Annotated in this window: 15 protein-coding genes; 10 read left to right on the top strand and 5 right to left on the bottom strand. The window is 66.1% G+C overall.

What is annotated here, in order from left to right:
- Window positions 1-100 precede the first annotated feature (100 nt).
- The 3 genes from C477_RS11210 to C477_RS11200 are packed head-to-tail and all read left to right on the top strand — an operon-like array spanning window position 101 to window position 3,146.
- Window positions 101-1,129, top strand: coding sequence for a glycosyltransferase family 2 protein (locus C477_RS11210; RefSeq protein ID WP_008894604.1), 1,029 nt, complete (start codon window positions 101-103; stop codon window positions 1,127-1,129).
- 2 nt (window positions 1,130-1,131) lie between these two features.
- A complete protein-coding gene (locus C477_RS11205; RefSeq protein ID WP_049914492.1) occupies window positions 1,132-2,265 on the top strand; it encodes a DUF354 domain-containing protein in 1,134 nt (377 codons plus the stop codon).
- A complete protein-coding gene (locus C477_RS11200; RefSeq protein ID WP_008894602.1) occupies window positions 2,265-3,146 on the top strand; it encodes a polysaccharide deacetylase family protein in 882 nt (293 codons plus the stop codon). Before C477_RS11205 ends, C477_RS11200 begins: the two co-directional genes overlap by 1 nt.
- Window positions 3,147-3,207: 61 nt before the next feature.
- On the opposite strand, the gene C477_RS11195 is transcribed toward C477_RS11200, so the two are convergent.
- Together C477_RS11195 and C477_RS11190 are read right to left on the bottom strand one after the other, a co-directional pair.
- Window positions 3,208-4,131, bottom strand: a complete 924-nt coding sequence (locus tag C477_RS11195) for a hypothetical protein (protein ID WP_008894601.1) — start codon at window positions 4,129-4,131, stop codon at window positions 3,208-3,210.
- A 273-nt stretch (window positions 4,132-4,404) separates the two neighbouring features.
- Window positions 4,405-6,468, bottom strand: a complete 2,064-nt coding sequence (locus C477_RS11190; RefSeq protein ID WP_049914491.1) for a hypothetical protein — start codon at window positions 6,466-6,468, stop codon at window positions 4,405-4,407.
- A gap of 440 nt (window positions 6,469-6,908) precedes the next feature.
- On the opposite strand from C477_RS11190, the gene C477_RS11185 reads away from it, so the two are divergent.
- Window positions 6,909-7,961: a GNAT family N-acetyltransferase gene (locus C477_RS11185; protein WP_008894599.1), complete on the top strand. Its 1,053-nt coding sequence runs from the start codon at window positions 6,909-6,911 to the stop codon at window positions 7,959-7,961.
- 93 nt (window positions 7,962-8,054) lie between these two features.
- A complete protein-coding gene (locus C477_RS11180; protein WP_008894598.1) occupies window positions 8,055-9,116 on the top strand; it encodes a GNAT family N-acetyltransferase in 1,062 nt (353 codons plus the stop codon).
- Window positions 9,117-9,364: 248 nt separating this feature from the next.
- On the opposite strand, the gene C477_RS11175 is transcribed toward C477_RS11180, so the two are convergent.
- A complete protein-coding gene (locus C477_RS11175) occupies window positions 9,365-10,597 on the bottom strand; it encodes a hypothetical protein (protein ID WP_008894597.1) in 1,233 nt (410 codons plus the stop codon).
- 548 nt (window positions 10,598-11,145) lie between these two features.
- Between C477_RS11175 and C477_RS11170 the strand changes: the two genes are divergently transcribed.
- Window positions 11,146-13,038, top strand: a complete 1,893-nt coding sequence (locus tag C477_RS11170; RefSeq protein ID WP_049914512.1) for a hypothetical protein — start codon at window positions 11,146-11,148, stop codon at window positions 13,036-13,038.
- 21 nt (window positions 13,039-13,059) lie between these two features.
- Here the strand turns inward: C477_RS11170 and C477_RS11165 are convergent, their stop codons facing one another.
- A complete protein-coding gene (locus C477_RS11165; protein WP_008894595.1) occupies window positions 13,060-14,520 on the bottom strand; it encodes an oligosaccharide flippase family protein in 1,461 nt (486 codons plus the stop codon).
- A gap of 328 nt (window positions 14,521-14,848) precedes the next feature.
- On the opposite strand from C477_RS11165, the gene C477_RS11160 reads away from it, so the two are divergent.
- Window positions 14,849-15,472, top strand: coding sequence for a GNAT family N-acetyltransferase (locus C477_RS11160; protein WP_008894594.1), 624 nt, complete (start codon window positions 14,849-14,851; stop codon window positions 15,470-15,472).
- A 153-nt stretch (window positions 15,473-15,625) separates the two neighbouring features.
- On the top strand, window positions 15,626-15,904 hold the full coding sequence (locus C477_RS11155) for a hypothetical protein (protein WP_049914490.1): 279 nt from the start codon (window positions 15,626-15,628) through the stop codon (window positions 15,902-15,904).
- Window positions 15,905-16,190: 286 nt separating this feature from the next.
- Here C477_RS11155 and C477_RS11150 read toward each other — a convergent pair whose 3' ends face one another.
- Complete coding sequence (locus tag C477_RS11150; RefSeq protein WP_008894592.1) at window positions 16,191-17,069, bottom strand: hypothetical protein; 879 nt, start codon at window positions 17,067-17,069, stop codon at window positions 16,191-16,193.
- Window positions 17,070-17,437: 368 nt separating this feature from the next.
- Here C477_RS11150 and C477_RS11145 point away from each other — a divergent pair, with 368 nt between their 5' ends.
- Together C477_RS11145 and C477_RS11140 are read left to right on the top strand one after the other, a co-directional pair.
- Entirely contained in the window at window positions 17,438-18,514 is a 1,077-nt protein-coding gene (locus C477_RS11145; protein WP_008894591.1) for a DUF1616 domain-containing protein, read from the top strand.
- A 294-nt stretch (window positions 18,515-18,808) separates the two neighbouring features.
- Window positions 18,809-20,833: a sensor histidine kinase gene (locus C477_RS11140; RefSeq protein WP_008894590.1), complete on the top strand. Its 2,025-nt coding sequence runs from the start codon at window positions 18,809-18,811 to the stop codon at window positions 20,831-20,833.
- Window positions 20,834-20,858: the final 25 nt, after the last annotated feature.

Here is a 20,858-nt window from a genome sequence, read left to right as displayed (position 1 = left end):
GCGCGAGGACGGGGAAACCGCGATCGACCAGTGGCGTCGCTTGGACGGATTGCAGGGTATCGAACGCAACCCGGGACCGGCCGCTACGGAGGGTGAGAGCATGTACAGACAGCATACGATCGGCGTCGTCGTCCCGGCGTACAACGAGGAAGGATTCGTCGGCGATGTGCTCAGAACGATGCCGGAGTACGTCGATCGGATCTACGCCGTCGACGACTGCTCGACCGACGGCACCTGGGACGAGATCCGCCGGACGGCCGAGGAGATCAACGGCGCCGAGAAGTCCGTCGCGGCCGTTCGGGCCGACGAACAGCCGGCGGCCGCCACCGACGGCGGTCCGGCGTTCGACCGGCGCGTCGTCCCGATTCAACACGAAACGAATCGGGGCGTCGGCGGCGCGATCAAGACCGGCTACCTCGAGGCCCTCGAGGACAAGCTCGACATCACGGCCGTGATGGGCGGCGACGGGCAGATGGATCCCGACATCCTGCCGCGCTTTCTCGACCCGATCGTCGAGGGCGAGGCGGACTACACGAAGGGGAACCGCCTGGTCGACAAGGAGTACCGCGACGGCATGTCGCGGTGGCGGTTCTTCGGCAACTCGGTCCTGACCTTCCTGACGAAGATCGCCTCCGGTTACTGGAAGATGATGGATCCGCAGAACGGGTACACGGCCATCTCCCGGCGGGCCCTCGAGAACGTCGGCATCAAGGAGATGTACGAGTACTACGGCTACTGTAACGACCTGCTGGTGAAGCTCAACGCCCGCGGCATGCGGATCGCCGATGTCCCGATGCCGGCCGTCTACGGCGACGAGGAGTCGAGCATCGATTACCCCTCCTACATCTGGAACGTGTCGGGAATGCTCCTCCGGAACTTCTGCTGGCGGCTGAAGGCCCGTTATCTCGTCCTCGATTTCCACCCGCTGGCGCTGTTTTACCTCCTCGGGACGACGGTCTGTGGCATCGGCGTCCTCGGGATCGTCTGGTCGCTGTACGCCTGGCTGACGCTCGCCGCCCCGCTGTTCGTCCGCGGATCGGTGAGCGCGCTCCTGTTCGTCACCGGCTGCCTGTTCGTCCTCTTCGCGATGCTGTTCGACATGCAGGCAAACGAATCCATGGAGGTGTGACGATGGCGACCACAGCTGCGGGCCGCGTCGTCGTCACTGTCCAGCACCCGGCTCACGTCCACTTCTTCAGGAACGCGATCGACGAACTGGAGGATCGGGGCTACGACGTCCGCGTCTTCGCCCGCGAGAAGGACGTCACCGAGGCTCTCCTCGAGGCCTACGGGATCGAGTACGAGCGCCTCGCGGGGAGCGCGGAGTCGCCCCTCGAACTCGCGAAAGTGCAGGCGACCTACGAGTACCGCCTGCTCAAACGCGTCCGACGGCTGAATCCGGACGTCATGCTCGCGATCGGCGAACCGGCGGTCGCACACGCGTCCGCGGCCGTCGACGGCCACAGCGTGCTGTTTACCGACACCGAGCACGCGACCCTGTCGAACGCGCTCGCGCTGCCGTTCGCCGACCTCGTCTGTACGCCCCGCGCGTTCTGGGACGACCGCGGCTCCAGTCACTACACCTATCCGGGCTACCACGAACTGGCGTACCTCCACCCGGATCGGTTCAGTCCCGACCCGTCGGTCCTCGCGGACCTCGAGCCGACGGTCGAGACGGGACTCCCCGCGGCGACCGACGGTGGGGCCGCGTCCGGAGCTGAATCCGTCGGGCCCGGCGGCGCGACCGCCACCGCCGGCGACGAGTCGCTGGTCGTCCTGCGGCTGATCTCGTGGACCGCGGCCCACGATATCGGCCAGGAGGGGATGGCCGGCGTCGAACGCCTCGTCGCCGACCTCGAGCGCGAGGAAGCGACGGTCCTCGTCTCGGCGGAGGGCGACCTCCCGCCGGCGCTGGCCGACCGGCGGATCGACCTGGCGCCCGATCGAATGCACGACCTGCTGGCCCACGCCGACCTGTTCCTCGGCGAGAGCGCGACGATGGCCATCGAGAGCGCCGTCCTCGGCACGCCGTCGCTGTACGTCTCGGATCTGGACGCCGGCGTCCTCGAGGAACTCCAGACGCGCTACGGGTTGATCCGTCGGCTCGAGCGGGACGCCGAACCGAGCCGAGTCGCCGCCACCGCCCGTGAGCTGCTGGCGATCGACGACTCGACGTGGCGGGAACGCCGACGGACGTTGCTCGACGAGACGATCGACACGACGGAGTTCGTCGTGAACACGGTCGAACGGGTGAGCGACGCGTGATGGCGGACCGCTCGTTCGACGACGACTACGAGTTCGCCCTCTGTCTCACCCACGACGTCGACCGACCCTACAAGACGTTTCAGGCGCCCTACTACGCCGCCACGGAGCGGGATCCCTCCCACCTCCGGTCGCTGGTCACCGACGAGCGGCCCTACTGGCAGTTCGAGGAGCTGATGGCCCTCGAGGACGACCTCGACGTCCGGTCGGCCTGGTACTTCTTGAACGAGAAACGCCTCTGGGAGCAGTCCCCCCGCGAGTGGCTCGAGCCCCGCAATTGGATGCTCTACACGGGCCGGTACGATATCACGGACCCGGAGATCGTCGACGTCGTTCGGGCGCTCGACGACGGCGGCTGGGAGGTCGGCCTGCACGGCTCCTACGACTCCTACGACGACCGGGAGCGACTGCGGTACGAGAAGCGGGTCCTCGAGGACGTCCTCGGCGACTCCGTTCGCGGCGGCCGCCAGCACTACCTCAACACGAAACTCCCCGACACGTGGGAACACCACCGGGAGATCGGCCTCCGGTACGACGCCAGCTACGGCTCGAGCGACAGCTACGGCTTCGACGGTCAGTACGACGTCCTCCGCCCGTTCGACGACGAGTTCGTCGTCTTCCCGCTGACGGTGATGGAGACGACGCTGTTCTCCCGGACGCCCTCGGTCGACGCCGCGTGGCGCGAGTGCCGGCGCCTCCTCGAGGAGGCGGCCGACAACGGCGCGATCATGACCGCGCTCTGGCACCCGCGGTACCTAAACGAGGAGGAGTTTCCGGGGTATCGGACGATCTACCGCCGAATGATCGAGGAGGCGAAGGCGCTGGGCGGGTGGGTCGGTCCGCCGGCTGAGTGTTACGACCGGCTCACAGCTGTGACGCCGTAGCGACCATTCGCGCACAGAATCGACACTCCGCCCCGGTAGCTAACTGAGTCTATCGGAGAAATTACTGGTTCTCGAGGGCGGCGCGGGCCTCCTCGCGGCCCATGTCGAGACAGATATCGTGTTCGTCGTAGTACATCGCCGCGTTGGAAGCGTTGCCGACGACGTAGCCCAGCGGGCCGACAGCTTCGATCCGGTTGTCGTCGGTCGTCGTGAAGCGCATCGAGGTGTCCTCGAAGGCGAGTTCGCCGTTGACCCAGTACTGCATCACGCCGTCGGCGTTGGCTTGCCCGTTCTGGTAGGAGTTGACCTTCACGTGGCACTCGATTTCGTTCCATTCGTCCATCTGCACCACGGCGTCGGTCATCTGGAAGTCACCGGAGCCGGTGTTGTCGAGGTGGTAGGAGTAGCTGAAGAACTTGTACCCCTCCGGCGCCGGCGAGTCGTTCCGGTTGGCGAAGCCGATCGCGTTCGACCAGCCGTTCGTTCCGTCGGTGTTGCCGCCGCCGGAGGAGCCGGGACCGTTCGTCAGGGGCCCCCAGAACATTCGGATGGTGTCGTTCTGATGGAGGTTGAAGTTCTCCGGGTAGATTTTGAACCGCGTGTAGACCTCGTCCTGGTAGTCGCCGACGTGCTCGGGGAATCGATACTCGCAGTTGGCGATCTTCTGACCGTCGGTAAACGCCGTGTAGAGGGACTGCTGGCCCGTCGTCGTCCGGTTCGTGACGAACTCGGGCTGATGGGAACCGCGAACGTCGTTGACGTTGTAAACGTCGCCCGGGGCGCTGTAGTCGTCGTAATTAACGGAGATCAGGTCGCCGTCACCTGCGGCAGCCGCCGACCCCGCCACGCCCGAGATTCCGAGCGCCGCGGCGGCCGACCCGGCCAGCTTGAGATAGGACCGTCGGCCGAGACCCGCCTCGGCACCGCTGGTTCGGTCGTTGCTGACCGATCGATCGCGTTCGGTTACCGGCTGATCGCTCGTCATACAACTCGGGTAACGCGGGGATACCATTATAAACCTTTATTACTGATTAACGTCAGATTTCCATGATTGTATTTTATTCCTACTACGATTGTTCGATAATTCTCGAAAATATATATGGGCGACGGCAGGCGATATTGCCCGGTCGAAAGGCGGTATTACCGGTCGTTGACGGTAGGAAATGGTCTCTTACTCAGACAGGAATCGGCCGCTCGATCGCCGGTAGTGGACGGAAAACGGACGAAATCGAACCGTCGAAACGCCGAGTCGACGGTTCTACTGAACGTTGTGGTAGACGTCGACGGTGGCGTCGCCGACGAGTTGGAAGTCCGTGATGTCTCTGTCGAAGAAGTAGGCGTCTCGCTCGCCCGCCCCGACGGAGCCCGCGGCGCTCGTACCCTCGAGCGAGTCGGCGCGGTCGACGGTCGCGTCGCGGTAGTTCGACTGGATCACGTCGCCGTCGATGGTAAACGAGTAGTCGGTCGCGTCGTCGGCCTCGCTGCCGTCGATGACGATCGCGTGCGGGAGGACCCGGGTCTCGCCGCTGTAGTCGGCGGGATCGATGCGCTCGGCGTCGAGGTACACGTGCGTCTCGCCCGTCGCGAACGCGACGTCGACGAGTTCCCCGGAGAAGCGGAACCGGTGGACGCCGCGCTCGATCGTCCCCGTCACGGTCTCGGTGGTCTGTCGCTCGGCGCCGCCGGCGGACGCGTCGCCCAGGACGGTGTCGATCGTCCCGTCGACGGTCAGCTCGTAGCTCGTCTCCGATCCGTTCCCGACCACGGTCAGGACGTGTGGCAGCTCGTCGCCGTAGTCCGCGGGATCGATTTCCTCGCCGTCGACGGAGACGCGCGCGGCCCCGTCGACCGTCAGCTCCTCGAGTTCGCCGCTGAAGCGGAAGGCGTCGCGCCAGCCGCCGACGAGACCGGTGACGCGTCCGCCGTCGATGGCGTCGCCGTCGTCGATCGACGCGCCCCCGTCCGTCGATTTCTCGACCGAACCGCTGACGGCGAACTCGTATCGGGTGGTGCTCGTCGTTCCGAGGCCGTCGACGAGCACGACGTGCTCGAGGGGCTCGTCGGGCTGGTCCTCGGCCGGCGGCGAGTCGGGATAATCGGCCGGATCGATCTGCTCGCCCGAGACCCAGAGCTGCGAGGGGTCGTCGGCGGAGATGGCGACGATGTCGCCGTCGAAGAAGTAGCCGTCGATAGTGCCGGGCTCTGCCGTCGCCTCGACGACGGCGTACTCGTCGGACGTGATCTCGACGCTCTCGTTGTAGGTCGCCTGGCTCCAGTCGGACTGAACGATGTCGCCGTCGACGTAGATGCGGTACGCGGCTTCCTCGTCGCCGTTTCGGTAGGTGAACCGCTCCTCGTACTGCTCGCGGGCGCCGGGTTCGACCAGCGTCGGGTCCTCGTCGTACGGCGGCGAGTCGTCCCGCTCGGCGGGCATACCGCCGATCGCGATCTCGTGGTCGTCGTAGATCAGCGCGTCGCCGGAGAGGTTCGATCCGACGACGTACCCCAGCGGGCCGACGCCCTCGATGAGGTTGCTCTCCGTGGTCGTCATCCGGAGGTTCGTCCGCTCGAAGGCGAGTTCGTCGTTGACCCAGTAGCGCATCACGCCGTCCCGGTTCGCGCTGCCGCCGGAGAACGTGTTACACCGGACGTAGCCCTCGATCTCGTTCCACTGGTCCATCCAGATCGGAACGTCCGTCATCTGGAAGTCGCCCGAGCCGCCCCGGTCCATGTGATAGGAGTAGCTGAAGAAGTTGTAGCCGTCCGGCGCCGGCGAGTCGTTCCGGTTGGCGAACCCGATCGCGTTCGACCAGCCGTTGGTCCCGTCGGTCGCGCCGCCGCCCGACGAGCCGGGGCCGTTCGTCAGGGGCAGCCAGAAGATCCGGACCGTATCGTTCGTGCTGAGTCGGATCCCGTCGGGGTAGAGCTTGAAGCTGGTGTAGACCTCCCGCGGCATCTCGTAGCCGTTCTCCTCGAACCGGTACTCGAGGTTCGCGGTCTTTTGCGCGCTCGAGAACTCCATCCGGATCGCCTGACTCGAACCGTTCGTCGGCGAGGAGACGAATTCCGGCGGAATGCCGCTCCGATTGTCGTTGACGTTGTACAGCTGCGACGGATCGCCGTACCGGTCGTAGTCGAGTTCGATTCGTTTCATTCCCTCGGTCGATTGCGCGCCCGCGACGCCCGCCGAGGTCCCGATCGCCGCCGCGGCCGCGCCGGCGAGTTTGAGATACGATCGTCGATCGATTGCACCGTCACCAACAGCCCTCTCGTCCACACCGTCCGACGATTCGTCACCCAGTCCCGGAGTCTTGCGTGCCATATACACCGGGTAATCAGATTTTACTATCATAAACTTTTCCGCTCCGTGAACGGACAAATAATCCCATATTAATGACGTTTGAAAGGGACTTCTGTAAAATAACTCGGTATGTGTGAAAATATTGACCATATTTGTATTTGTGGTGTAAGATGAGATTACCGGCGGCTCGAGGCCGCATCGGTCGCACGACCGTCGCGGGTCGGCCCGTCTCGCGGGCTCGAAACGGTCGGATCGTCCGTACGGTCACGCGAACCGACGCTATCGCGGCCGTCGCGAACCGCGTGTCCGCACGACCCGTACCGGAACGAAAGAAGCGACTCCCTTCGTTTTGCGCAGTACGGCTACAGCGGCCGTACGGCTGCTATAACAAAGCCTACATGAACCGAAGCTGAGCGAGAGTGTCGCCTTCGGCGATCGACCGCCCGTCGACACCGACAACAATGAGTATTCGTGTTTCAGTAGCCGATCCGTCAGAACAGGAGACGTGGAACAGGTACGTCGATCGCTCCCCCCAGGGGACGGTCTTCCACCGGTACGAGGCCCTCGAGTGTCTCCGAAACCACTCGGGCGCGACGCTGTACCCGCTCGTGGGATACAAGGGGAACCACCCGGTCGGAATCTTCCCCGTCTTCGAACTGAACAGCGGCCCGTTCTCGCTGGTCTTCTCTCCGCCGTACGAACTCGGGATTCCGAATCTGGGGCCCGCACTGCTGGATATGGACCAGATGAAGCAGCGAAAACAGGAGAAACGCCACCTCCGCTTCTTCGAGAGCTGTCTCGAGTGGATCGACGAGGAGATCGATCCTCAGTACACTTACGTCGAGACCGACTGGCACTACGAGGACGCCCGCCCGTTCGCCTGGAACGACTTCGACGTCTCCCCGGCGTACACGTACGTGATCCCGCTCGCGGACCGACCCGACGAGGAGGAACTGATCGGTCGGTTCAGCCAGAACCCCCGGCGTCTGATCCGCGACGCCCAGGACAGGGACTACAGCGTCGACGTCGGCGACCGCGACGACGTCGCGTGGATCACCCAGAGCGTGATCGACCGGTACGAGGAACAGGACCGGACGCCGCACCTCTCCGTCGACTTCGTGACGGAGCTGTACGACCGGCTCCCGGAGGGGACCGTCCGACCGCTCGTGCTCTCGCTCGACGGCGAGCGGGTGACGGGGAACATCCTCACCGACACCGGGGACCGGATTCGCCACTGGCAGGGCGGGGCCCGCGTCGACATGGATCTCCCCGCGAACGAGCTGGTCGAGTGGCACGGCATGCTAAACGCCATCGAGCGCGACGTGCCGATCTACGAACTCGTCGGTGCGAACACGCGCCGGATCACCACGTGGAAGGCGAAGTTCAGCCCGGAGACGCGAACCTACTACTCGGCGAAGCGGTCGACGATGAGCATGGAGATGGCCGAGAGCCTCTACGTGAACCTCCGGGACAGCAGCGAGTTGCTCTCGCGACTGTCTCCGGCGACGAACTAGACCTCCCACCGCCTTGCGGGCCGCGTCGTCCGCGACCGCGAATCGACGTCGCTCACAACTACCATCCGACCAACCGTCTACGCTTTCGAAACCGTGTCAGCACTCGAACCGACTCTGTACCGGAGCATCGAACCGATAAACGAGAACCAGTGGAACAACGTCGTCACCCAGTCCGACCGCGGGACCGTCTACCAGCGCTACGAGTGGGTCCGGGCGATCGAGGAGGCCTTCGACTACGAGCCCCGCCACGTCGTCGTCGAGAAGAGCGGCAACCCCATCGCCCTCATGCCGAACTTCCAGGTCGACCTCCCCGTCCCCGATACCGTCACGGAGACGCTCCCCGTGGCGCCGCCGCTCAAACAGTTGGTCTCGCTGCCGACCGGGTTCGGCGGCCCGGTCGTCCTCACGGACGAGGCCGACGCGCTCGACCTGCTGTTCGACGGCCTCGAGGAGACCAGCGAGCGGACCGTCGTCAACCACGCCATCGAGACCTACGACCTCGAGTACGTGCGGTACGGCCAGTACCTCCAGACCCGGGGGTACGATCCGTCGTTCGACTCGTGTCTGTTCCTGATCGACCTCGAAGACGGCTGGGACGCTATCCTCGACGGAATGGACAAGGGCCGACGCCGCGACATCCGAAAGGGCAACGAACAGGAGTACCGGATCGAGATCGACCCGCTCGGGACGGACCTCGAGACGACCTACGACTGGTACGTCAAGAACCTGAAGCGCGTCGACGGTTCGCCGCTTCCGAAGGCGTTCTTCGAGTCCCTGGCCGACCGGCTCGAGGATCGCCTGCGGGTCTTCCGGGCCATCATCGAGGGTGAGGAGGTCGGCCGGTACGTCTACCTCTTAGACGACGAGGGCGACGTCCTCCACCACTGGCTGTCGGCGATCCCGGATTCGGACAACTACCAGTACCACCCCTCCGAACTCCTCCACGAACGCGGGATCAAGTGGGGGATCGAGCAGGGCTACGAGCGGTACAACTTCGGAAAGACCGGCTCGCACTTCTCGAACTCGGTCTTCCGGTTCAAACACAAGTACGGGGGGACGGCCGTCCCCGTCTTCAAGGTCGAGAAGGGGTACTCGCGCGTCGCGTGGCCCCTGTACCAGCTCGGGCGCGAGAAGTACGTCGAAAAGTCCCTCTAACGAACTTTTTCCGCGTCGGGTTCGCCCGCGGCGAACCACTCGCGCAAAAACTTCGATGAAAAAATGCCGCTCGCTCCCGCCGGTCGCTCGCGGGTGCAGTACTTGTGCCTCAACCGCAGTGGTAACGCCTCAGTCTGTACGTATCGCGAGTTTCAGAGCAAACTCCGGTGACGAGATCCGGTCACGGTCCTGATGGGCGAATGCGCGCGCTTCTCGAGGAGCCCCATGGCCTCGTCGACCCCTTTTCGTCACTCCCCGGGCCTCGAGGGAACGGCCGCCGGATCGAGTTCCTGGCCGTCGACCCACAGCTCCGCCAGTTCCGGGTCGGCGTCGACGGCGACGACCGAGCCGTCGTACAGGTAGCCGTCGGCGCTCTCGGGAGCGGCGACCGCGTCGGCGGTCGCGTACCCCTCGGTGTCGTCGGCCAGCGCGATTTCGACCGTCTCGTTCGGCGTCGTCGTATGTCCGTCGACGTTACTCCACTCGCTGTGGACGACGTAGCCGTCGACGTAGACGCGGTAGCTCGTCTCCGCGTCGCCGGTCGCGACGGTGATCCGGCCGTCGTAGTCGTCCATCCTGCTGGAGTCCTCGACGTAGGGATCCGATTCCCGTCGGTCCTCTATCGCCCCGTTGCCGCGCAGTTCGTGGTCGTCGTAGTAGATCGCCAGGTCCGCCGGCGCCGTTTCGTCGCCGCCGTACCGAACCAGCGGTCCGCCGTACTCGATCGCCTGATCTTTAGTCGTCGTCCAGCGAAAGTCGGTTCGCTCGTAGACGGGCGTGCCGTTCAGCCAGCACCGAACCTCGCCGTTCGGGTTCGCCGTGCCGTCGCTGACCGTGTTCATCCGGACGAGCGTCTCGAACCGGAACCACTTGCCGACCGGAACCGGCGCGCCGACGACCTCGAACTCGCCGCTGATGCCCTCCTGATCCATGTGGTAGGAGTACGCGGCGAGGTTGTAGGCCGCCTCGTCGTCGATCTCGCGATCGGTCACGGCGAACATGCTCGACCAGCCGTCGTCGCCGTGTGGCCGACCCCGACTGCCCGATCCCTGGACGCCGGCTTCCGTGTTGAGCCCCGCACACCAGAACCGACAGACGTCCGTCTCTTCCATCGTCCAGTCATCGCTCAGCGAGATCATCGCCCGCTGGTAGAGCGCCCGCGGCTGGTCGTAGCCGTCGTCGGGAAACCAGACCATCGCGTTGCTCCCGTCGCTGTCGCCCTCGGGGATGTCACACCGCAGGGCCGTCTCTCCCGTGTAGGCGCGTCCGTTTTCGAAGGCGAACCGTTCCGGATACCCCGTCCAGACGCGGTAGACGTCCGACGGGTCGTCGTGCGCGTCGTACTCGATTTCCCGTTCCTCGAACGTCGCAGCCCCGCCGCCACCCCCCTCCTCCCGGGCGACCAGTGCGATCACCCCGCCCGCGATCCCCGCCGTGAGCGCGCCGCCGGTGAGCTTCAAATACGACCGTCGGTCGACCATCTCCCGTACGATACGGCGATCCCGCCCTTAGTTACGTTCCGAATTCGAGAGTATACAATCGGTAGCAGGCCGTTATCCGATATACGCCCTTCCTACGGCACCGTCCCGCAACGTCGCGATACTCGAGGGCCTTCACGGATCGTCTCCGAGTTCCAACGAGGACAGTCAGACCGCGTCGCTGCGTGCAGCACTCCGCGCTCGAGATAGATTCTCGCTCTTCGGATCGAATCGCCACCGTAGTGGACGCTCGAGTTGGAATTCGAGTCCGTCTCGGCGGCCGTTGTGTCACCCTACTCTGACAGCTCTGATCCGATTACATTCACCGGAACTATCATAATGTATCGAATGTGAGCGACCCAACAGTAGCGACAGCGATACCTTCTCAGCGGCTGTGAACGGTGTCGAACGTCTGTCTCTTATACACATCTCTGAGCGNCCGACCGTCGGTCCCGACCGGGAGCCGAACCGAGACCGGAGCCCGTCGCTCGAGTACGGATACCGAACCCCTCGCGACCGATCGCGAGACCGACGCAGGTCGGTGGTGCGCCGTGAGACGGCTCGTCGACCGCGTCTACGGGCTGTCGACGGTCGCGTTACCGCTCATGGCCGTCGTCGGGGTCGTCGTTCCGCTGGTCCTCGGGCTGACGAACCTGGCGATTATGGGGCTGTACTTCGCTGTCCCCATGATCGTCGCGCCGGCGCTGGTCCGAGCGATCGGCGACGAACGGGACTCATCGACGACGGCCGGTCGTCGGATCCCGCGGGTCGACTGGCGCGTCTGGTCGGTCACGTTCCACCTGCTGCTCGCGGGGCTCGTGGTGTTGCTCAGTGCGACCGAGGTTCGACCGTTCCTGTTCTACGCGGGAATCGCCGTCGCGTACCTGCTGTGTTTCCTGTTGATAACGACCTCGCGGCCGACTCGAGGCCGCCATGCGATCGGCCTCTACCACCTGGTGGTCCTCGCCGCGCTCGTCATCTTCAGCGTCACGCTGAACTACGACTTCTTCGTCGGTCACGGCGACCTCATGACCCACATCGCGATGGCCACGTCGATCCTCGAGACGGGGGAGCTCTCGTCGCTGCTGCCGGAATACGAGGCGTTCCAGCTCTGGCACGTCTACACCGCCGTCTCGACGCAGCTGTTCGGCGATTGGATCCCGGTTCACACGACGATGTACCTCCTCTCCGGGGGCGTCTTCGCCGCCGCCGTCGGGCTCATGTACGGCCTCGCCCGGCGCGTCTACCCCAACGAGACCGCCAGCCTGCTGTCGTGTCTGGTGTTAATCTCGTTCCCGCTGTACCTCTTCTACGGGATGTATTCGATCCCGCGCAGCGTCACCTCGATCCTCTTTATCGCGCTCGTGCTCGCGCTCGTGGATCGGCCGACGGGGAACATGCGGATCCTGACGGTCCTGCTCGTCGCCGCGATCGTCGTCTACCACCCCGCGTCGATCCCGTTCGTCCTCGCGATCCTCCTGCTGTTCGCGGCCCTCGAGTTCTCGATCGCCAGCCCGATCCGGGCTGCCGACAACTACGTGCTCTCGGTCGGCGTCCTGGTCACGGCCACCTACTGGCTCTACAACGCCGAGTTCATCGTCGAGCGACTCGTCGACACGATGGTCTCGAGCTTCCTCGGCTCCGCGTCGGGGTCGGGCCAGTCCGGCGACGTGCTCGCCGCGCCGTGGGCGCAGGTCGCGAACTTCGTCCCCTACGCGTTCGCGCTGTTGCTGGTCCTCGTCGGTTTCCTGTTCTGGCACCGGCGGCTCGCGACGAACGGCGAAGCCGACGCGATGGCCGACGTGGCCGAGTCGAGCGTCGACTTCCGTTCGTCGCGGCGCGTGCCGCTGTTCACCTCCCTCGGGCTGCTGACGGTGGCGCTGATCCCGCTCGCGTTTCCCGGACCGACGCTGCTGCTCGACTCCTTGGCCGGCATCAACGTCAGTCGATTCGGTCACTACAGCATCATGTTCGTCGCGTTGCTCGGCGGGTTCGGACTGTACGAACTGTTCGACCGCGGCGGCGTCGCGGTGTTCCTCGCGCTCCTCGTGCTCACGTCGGGGCTCGGATTCACCGCCGTCTCCAACGAAGTCACCGCCTCCGACAACCCGGTCGTCGAACGTCCCTTCTACACCTTCTACCTCACCGACAACGAGGTCCAGTCGTTCGAGGCCATCGACGCGGGCTACGACGGCGAGATCGGCGCTGACAGGCTCTCCTGTCGGTATCTCACGGAGCTACAGGGCTCGTCGTGTTCGGTCGTCGACGCCGGCGGGGAGGGCGACCTGTTCGCCGGCTACGACGCTGTCCTCATCAGGGAGGGCGAGCTCGCGGACAGGCCGTTGCAGTTCTCCGAGTACGTCGAGAAGGAGTCGATCGACGAGAGCGAGCTCGCGGACCGAAACCGCGTCTACGACTCGAACGAGGTCGCGCTCTACGGCTGATCGATGCCGCGCGGCGCGCGGTCAGCCCGTGAGTTGCTCCGCGACTTGATCGACGTCAATGAGATCGAAGGCCTGGCAGGCGACCAACCAGACGACGGCGCTGGCGCCGATCGCGACAATGAGGCCGACGTATCCCGAGAGGACGTGCAGGAACGCCAGCACGATGGCGGCCATTCCGACGCTGATCCCCAGCGACGTCGTGAAGCAGCGGGCCACCTTTCGGTAGTCGAAGGGGAGTTCGGTGTAGACGATCCCGACCGTACAGATCGCGTAAGTGCCGTACGTGATCACGGTCGCGACCGCGGCCCCGGCGGCCCCGAAGAGCGGGATCAGGGCGAGGTTCAGGGCGACGTTCCCGATCGACGTCACCGCCTTGAGAACCGCTCGCGATCGGGCTCGTCCGAGGTAGTCCAGCGCGGGCCCGGAGATGTTCTCGAGGGCCTCGAAGAAGACGAACAGTGAGAGGATCTGGACGACGAGGATGCCGCCGGCGTAGCCGTCCCCGAAGATCAGCACGACGGCCGGGTCGGCGACGACGAGGATACCGATGCAGGCGGGCACGTACAGCGTCAGCGTCTTCCGCAGGCTCTCCTCGTACACCGAGGCGGCCGCCTCCGTTTCCCCCTTCGACGACTCGGCCCCGTAGGAGGGCGAGAGCGCGAAGCCGATCGACGCCGCGGGGACGCGCGTGAACTGGCTGATCTGTTTGCCGATGGTGTAGAACGCGACCTGCGTCGGATTCGTGAGAAAGCCCACGAGGATCGTGTCGAGGTGGCCGTCGACCTCGGCGGAGAGCCGCGTGACGCTCAGGGGCACGTTGTACCGGAGGATGTTCATTCGAACCTCGCCGTCGCCGGCGACGCTCTCCCGGTCGAGGTCGCTGACGCGCCAGACCATCCAGTGGCCGAGCAGCGTCGCGAGCGCGTAGGCGACCACGTAGCCCACGACGGCCGCCGTCGGCGTCGGTCGGAGCAGGACGGCGGCCGTCACGAGCGTCAGGGTCATGCCGCCCTTTATCGCGTGTAGCTTCGCCGTGGTGGCGATCGCTTCGTACCCCTGTAGGATGGCCCGGTTGTACCGGTAGAGCGTGTAGAACAGGACGTAGCCCGAGCCGACGAACAACAGGCCGGCGAGGCCGGCTTCGTTCAATAGCGCCGCGAGGAAGTCGGCGCCGACGAGCAGGGCGACGGCCACGGCAAGCGACGCGATCGCGACGAGGATCCACGATTCGACGACCGCGGCGACGGCGCGCTCGGTGGCGTCGTCCCTGTCCTCCGCGATGAACCGCGCCGCGGCCCACGGCAGTCCCGATTCGCTGATGAACCGAGAGAAGGAGAAGACCGAGAGCGCGAACGCGAGCAGTCCGTACGACTCCGGCCCGAGGATCCGCGTGAGCACGAGCAACAGGAGTCCGGTCGATACGACGTGGACGACGCGACCACCGAAATCGGAGACGATGTTCGATATCAGTCTGTTCGCCATGTGGTGTTTCGAGTTATGAGGGCATCGATTGGACGGCGCGGGGTTCCGGAGCCGACGCGAGCGCGGAATCGACGCCGTCCGCGGTCGGCCCGGAGCGATACCTGACCTGATGGTGATGTGAAACGCGAACTAATAGGTTCGTGACGGGAATCGTGTCACTAACGAGTTGCTGAACGCTAGGGATCGAATAGGATTCGCTATCCGCCGCCTGAACCGGCCGGCGGCGCGCGTAGGATCCGAATTCTCTCCACCGTCTCGAGGCGGTCCAGTTGCCGCGGTTCGAACGATCACCCACCGATATGTACGCGAATCGCATCGGCTGACCGTGATGTCACTCGTCAGTAAGGCGAAGCACACCACGCAGGATCTCACCAGCAAAGCGAAGAACGCGAAACTCGATCTGGCCGCCTACAAGTTCGCTGGCGAGTTCCCCGAGGAGTCGTACGCGTCGATCGACACCGAGCGAGCCGTCGTCGACGATAGAGAATCCGTGCGTCGATTCTTCGGCGACGACCCCACGTGGCGGGATCGGTACTTCGAGTACCTCGAGGACGGCCACGTCGGGATGGTCCTCCACGACGACGGCGAGGTGATGAGCTACGGCTGGACCCTGACGCCGGAGTCGGTGCGGGCCCCCAGGGCGCTCCCGGATACGATCGTCGAGGAGGACTGCTACTGGCTGTTCGACGCCGGGACGGAGCCGGCGTACCGCGGCAACGGGCTGTTCAAGGAGATCAACCGCGCGCGAACCGAGTGGATCCTCGAGCGAGATCCCGACGCGACGATCTACACCGATACCGGCGTCGACAACGTCGCCCGCTACGGCATCGAATCCTCGCAGTTCGAGCCGCACGGCACGATCTCGCTGGTCAGATTCGAGCTCCCGGGAACCCCGCTGTTGAAGTGGAGCCGGTGGGATCGGGACGCCGAGCATCCGCCGAAACCGGAGTGACGGTCGGGACGGACGACGGTCGCTCGAGTTTCGCGCCGGACCTGTTCGATCGCCCCACCAACGCCCGATCGACGGGTACGGGCCGATTACCGACCGTTCGTACGGTGGACGACCGACCGGTTTTATGTCACGGTCCGGAATAGTGCGGCGGCGATGCCTACGCCACGTCGTCTCCGATTCGTTCAGACGCAGGTCGCGTTGCTCCTGGGAGTGCTCCTGGCGCTGGCCGTGGTCGGCGCCTTCTCGCCGGGACTGTTCGTCCTGCTTGGAGTCATCGGCTTCGTCACGGCCATTGAACTCCTGACGCCGGCCGAGGTCCGCCCGCGGTGGTACGGGCGCGTCGAGGTGCTCGTCACGCTGGCGCTGGTCACCGCCGCGGCCGTCGCCGGCGTCCGCACCGTCCAGTTGTTCGAACCGGGCCTGCTTCCGTAGCGCAGCGTCCGTCGCCGTCAGCGAGTAAATCCCGTCTGGACGGTCGGACGCTACACTCCTCATAGCGGCACCGTCCTCCGAGCACTAACGTCGATATCCCGCACTCAGTAGAGCGCACAACGCTCGGACTCCGTACCGGCGCAAAACACTCGCCAAGCGACGACTCACGTCTCACTGACGCGCCGATTCGCTTAGAAGGAGTACTGGTCACCCGCTCGAGTCAGTCCCGTCAGCCCGATTGGCGCCGCTTCGCGACTCGAATCCGTCCCCGTCCCCCGTCGCCCGCTCAGTTCGCGCCGGTCTCCGCGTCCCACCCGCAGCGGACGAGCCACTCCCCGCGGTCGGTGTCGTCGGTGACCTCGAGTCGCACCGGCCGCTCGAGGACCTCGGCCAGCCCCACTGCGAACGTCGAGGCGACGGGGTGGTCGAACCGGTCGACGGCGCCGAACGCGCTGCCGGAGACGGCAATTTCGGCCCGACCTCGATCGATGTCGACGGCCGGCTCGGCCGCAGTCGCGAACTCGAACCGGGCCTCGAGGGCGTCGCTCAGTTGCTCGACCACCGCGGCCGGCGTCTCGGTCGCGTCCGGGCCGGTTCCCGCGACTTCCCGAACGAACTCGGTGCCGATCGGCTCGAGGACGAGGCCGTCCTCGCCGAAGCCGACGCTCGCGCCGCTCTCGGTCTGCCGCGGCGCGTCGTCCGACCCGGACGGAACGAACAGGCGGACGCGGTCGTCGTCAGTCGGAAGGTACCACCGGTCCGTCTCGAGACCGCGACGCGCGAGTATCGCCTCGTAGTTGGCGGCACAGGTCGCGTAGACTCGCTCGGCGTCGTCGCTTTCGACGAACCGGCTCCCCGTCACGGACCGGGTCAGCAGGCCGGCGAACAGTCCGACGCCGGCGAGCGCGTACAGCACCTCCTGTCCGTTCGGGAGGACGAACGCAGCCGCGAAGCTCAGGACGCCGAGGCCGACGAATCCGAGGGCGGTGAGCCGGAGCCGGTGTCGACGGGAGTTGCTGACTCCGTCCCGGAGCCGTTCGTTCTGGGCCCGCAGTCGCTCGACCCGGTGCTCGAGTTCGACGCGATCGCCCCGCGTCGGGCCGCGAGTTCGGTCGGTGTCGGCGATGCTCGCATCGACGTTTTCGTCGGGGTTGTCAGTCCTCATGGGTGGATTCCTGTGGCGGTCGACCGCCGCGGACGGCCGCCGGCGCGCCGCGTCGGTCCCGCGAGCGACGCCGAGAGAGACGGCTCGCTCCCGGTGGGCGGAGAGACGCCCGCAGTCGACGCGAACGGCGCATTCCTCGGGTGCTAATGACGATCCCGGTGAAAGTAATGCCCTCACTATACTCTATCGAAGCCGGAACCCGCGGGAGACGCCGTCGAGCGTCGCGGTTCTCGATCCGGCCAATCGTTCGCGCGGGCGGCGTAGTCGGCTGCTACGCTCGTGACCGTTCAAGTTGCGTAGTCACTACTTCCTGACTGTCTCCGCAAGCGACCACCCAATTTACGTATCGGATATCGAACGGGGGATATATGTCAGATACCACTGCGAACCGGAATCGGTCCGCGCGGACCAAGCGGTGGCTGCCACCGGATCTCGCGGCGGTCGTCGTGGCGACGCTGCTCGTCGTCGTCGCCGCGTTCGCGCCGATGATCCGCGAGACGCCGCTGCGCGTCCCCCTCGGAATCGTCTTCGTCCTCTTCGTCCCCGGATACGCGCTCATCGCGGCGCTGTTTCCCGAGCGGAACCGAGTCGCCGTCGCCGGCGCGGACGGCGACGATGCGGACGACGTGACCGGCGGCGGACGAACCCGCATTCTCGGCGCCGGCACCGGCCTCGACGGCGTCGATCGCCTCTCGCTGTCGGTCCTCGCCAGCGTGATCCTCGTCTCGACGGTCGGCGTCGCGATCCACTACACGCCCTGGCCCATCCAGGCCGGCCCGGTCGTCGCCGTCGTGGCGGTCGCCACGCTACTGCTGGCGTGGATCGCCGCCCGTCGTCGGCGAGCGCTCGCTCCGTCGGTCGCATTCGCCGTTCCGGTCGAGCGCTGGCGATCGACGGTTCGGGGTGCCGTTCGCGATCCCGACAGCCGCGCCGACGTCGTGCTGACCGGCCTCCTCGTTCTCGCCGTCGGGATCGCGCTGGCGAGCGTCGGCTTCGCCGCCGTCGGCCCCGGATTCGGCGGCGCCGACGAGGCCGAGGGCCACTCGGCGCTGTTCCTCGAGCAGGACGGTGACCTTCTGACCAACGAATCGGCCGTCCTCGAGGCCGACAACGCGACCAACGTCACCGTCGGCGTCGAGAACAAGGAAGGGCAGGCGGTCGACTACACCGTCGTCGCCGTCGCACAGCAACTCGAGGACGACGGCGAGAGCGTCTCCGTCGCGAACGAAACCGAACTCGACCGCCGCGGGGTCGAGGTCGACGACGGCGAAACCCGGCGTCTCGAGTACGAACTCGAGTCCGCGGCGGTCGACGACGCCGCAGACGACACGCGGGTCGTCTGGCTGCTCTACCCGGGCGAGGTTCCCGACGACCCGTCGACGGAGACCGCCGAGGCGTACGTGACGCTGTCGCCGTCGGACGGATCGGACGGGACAGACAGCTGAGCGCCGCGGCCGAACCCGGTCGACCGCACGGCCTGGCGGCAGCGAGGACCGGCGATCGGTTCGTCCGCCGCTCGAGGCTCGTTCACGTTCACGTTCACGTTCGCCGGCCGGCGAATCACCTCTCTCCTCCGCTCATCCACGTTCGAACGTACCGACAGCCGCTTCGCTCGCGGTATCACGAACGCTCCCTGACACCTCGAAGAGTCAGGGCCTCCCGGTCGACCTGACAGCGGGACCGAACGTCGTTACCCCTCCGGCAACAATAATCAAGAGGCCGTACTTACAAGCGAGACTATGACAGAGTCGGGTCCACCGGAGGGGGAACGCGAGGGGGACCCGGAGCGGTCGCTCGTCTCGCGAGTCGCGCGCTCGGTCGTGCCCGGCGTCGTCCGCCGCAGCTACGCGCTGAAACTCGCGCTCGCGCTCTTCGTCGTCGTCCTGCTGATCGCCGGCATCGGCGTGGTCAGTTACGTTCAGATTCAGGGGATCATCGAAGCTGACGCGGAGGATACCCTCCGATCGACCGCAACGGTCCAGTCAGACGCCGTCAGCGAGTGGATCGACGGGATCGAGAGCCAGACGCGCGGGATCGCGACGTCGGACGTCTACGGCACTCGAGACCGGGAGGCGATCAGGGACCACTTACGGGACTCGCAGGCGCTGGCCGGTGAGGACGTCGTGGGCGCCCACTACGTGGATCCGGAGAGCGACGAGATCGTCGCGAGTACCGACCCGGAGTACGAGGGGGAGTCGGTCGCGACGACGGTCCCGGCCTGGAGCGATCCGATCGAGCGGGCGACCGCCGACTCGGGCGACGGCGACCCGATCGCGTCGTCCGATCGCGCCTACGAACGCAACGGCCGCCTGCTGATGGCGTTCGCCCGTCCGGTTCGCGTCGGCGACGGCGTCCTCGTCGTCGTCGCCGACGTCCGGCAGGGCTTCGAACAGCTCTACCGATCGGAGACGATCACGACGACGCGGGTCCTGACCGCCGGCGGCCGCGAGGTGGCCGCCCCGCGCCAGTCCCGGCCGGCGCCCCTCTCGGACTCGTCGGCGTTCGACGCCGCTCGCGACGGAGAGACGGCGATTCACGACCGCGAGTCCGACGTGTTCGCGTTCGCTCCCGTCGACGGCACCGACTGGATCGTCGTCGCCGAGGCCCCCAAGGCGCAGCTCTATCAGGCCGGCGAGACCGTCGGCCGGAACGTCGCCGTCCTGATCGTCACCTCGCTCGCCGCCCTCGCCGTCGTCGGACTCGTGCTCGGCCGCGGGACCGTCCTCCCGCTGATCCGACTGCGCGAGCGGACCCGGGCGCTCGAGGACGGCGAGTTCGACGTCGATCTTCGAACCGACCGCGAGGACGAGATCGGGCGGTTGTTCACCTCCTTTGCGGCCATGCGAGACGCCCTCCGGACGCAGATCCGGGAGACCGAGGCGGCCCGAAAACGGGCCGAACGCTCCAGTCAGAAACTCACGCGACAGAACGAACGCCTCGACCAGTTCGCGAGTACGGTCAGCCACGACCTGCGCAACCCGCTGAACGTCGCGGACGGCTACCGGGAGCTCCTCGAGTCGAAGCTCGCCGACGTCGAGTCCGAGGGCGTCGACCTCGAGGAACTCCGTGAGTACGCGACGCGGATCGACGAGTCCCACGAGCGCATGGAGACGATCATCGACGACGTGCTGGCGCTCGCCCGGGAGGAGAATACTATCAACGACACCGTCTCGGTCGACCTCGAGTCCGTCGCCGCCGACGCCTGGGCGAACGTCGACCACGAGGACGCGACGGTATCGGTGGTCGGCAACCGGACGTTCGAGGCCGATCGGGAGCGGCTCCTGCGCGTGTTCGAGAACCTCTTCCGGAACAGTGTCGAACACGGTTCGACAAGCTCTCCGTCGCACGCTCAGGAGAATAGCGTGGAACACGGTTCCACGGACAGTCGGCCGCAGGCCGACGACAGTGTCGAGCATGGCTCGACAAGCCCTCCTTCGCACGCTCAGGAGGACGCCGTGGAGCACGGCTCCACGAGTTCCGTCCCCCACCCCGAGCAAAACCCCGTCCAGCAGGGCGACTCGAGCGTCAGCATCGAGGTCGGTCCCACGGAGACGGGCTTCTACGTCGCCGACGACGGCCCCGGCATCCCGACGGACGCCGTCGACGACGTCTTCGAGTACGGGGCGACGACGGCCGAGGACGGAACCGGGTTCGGGCTGGCGATCGTCGAGAGCATCGTCTCGGCACACGACTGGACGATCGCCGTCGACGAGAGCTACGACGACGGGGCGAAGTTCGTCGTCTCGGACGGCGGCAGCGAGTGAGCCGGGTCTCGAGAAGGCGGTGTCG

It is taken from the genome of Haloterrigena salina JCM 13891 (genome assembly GCF_000337495.1).
Taxonomy (GTDB): domain Archaea; phylum Halobacteriota; class Halobacteria; order Halobacteriales; family Natrialbaceae; genus Haloterrigena; species Haloterrigena salina.
Note: the sequence above shows the minus strand (reverse complement) of the source record. Positions and strands in the feature narration are given on the sequence as shown.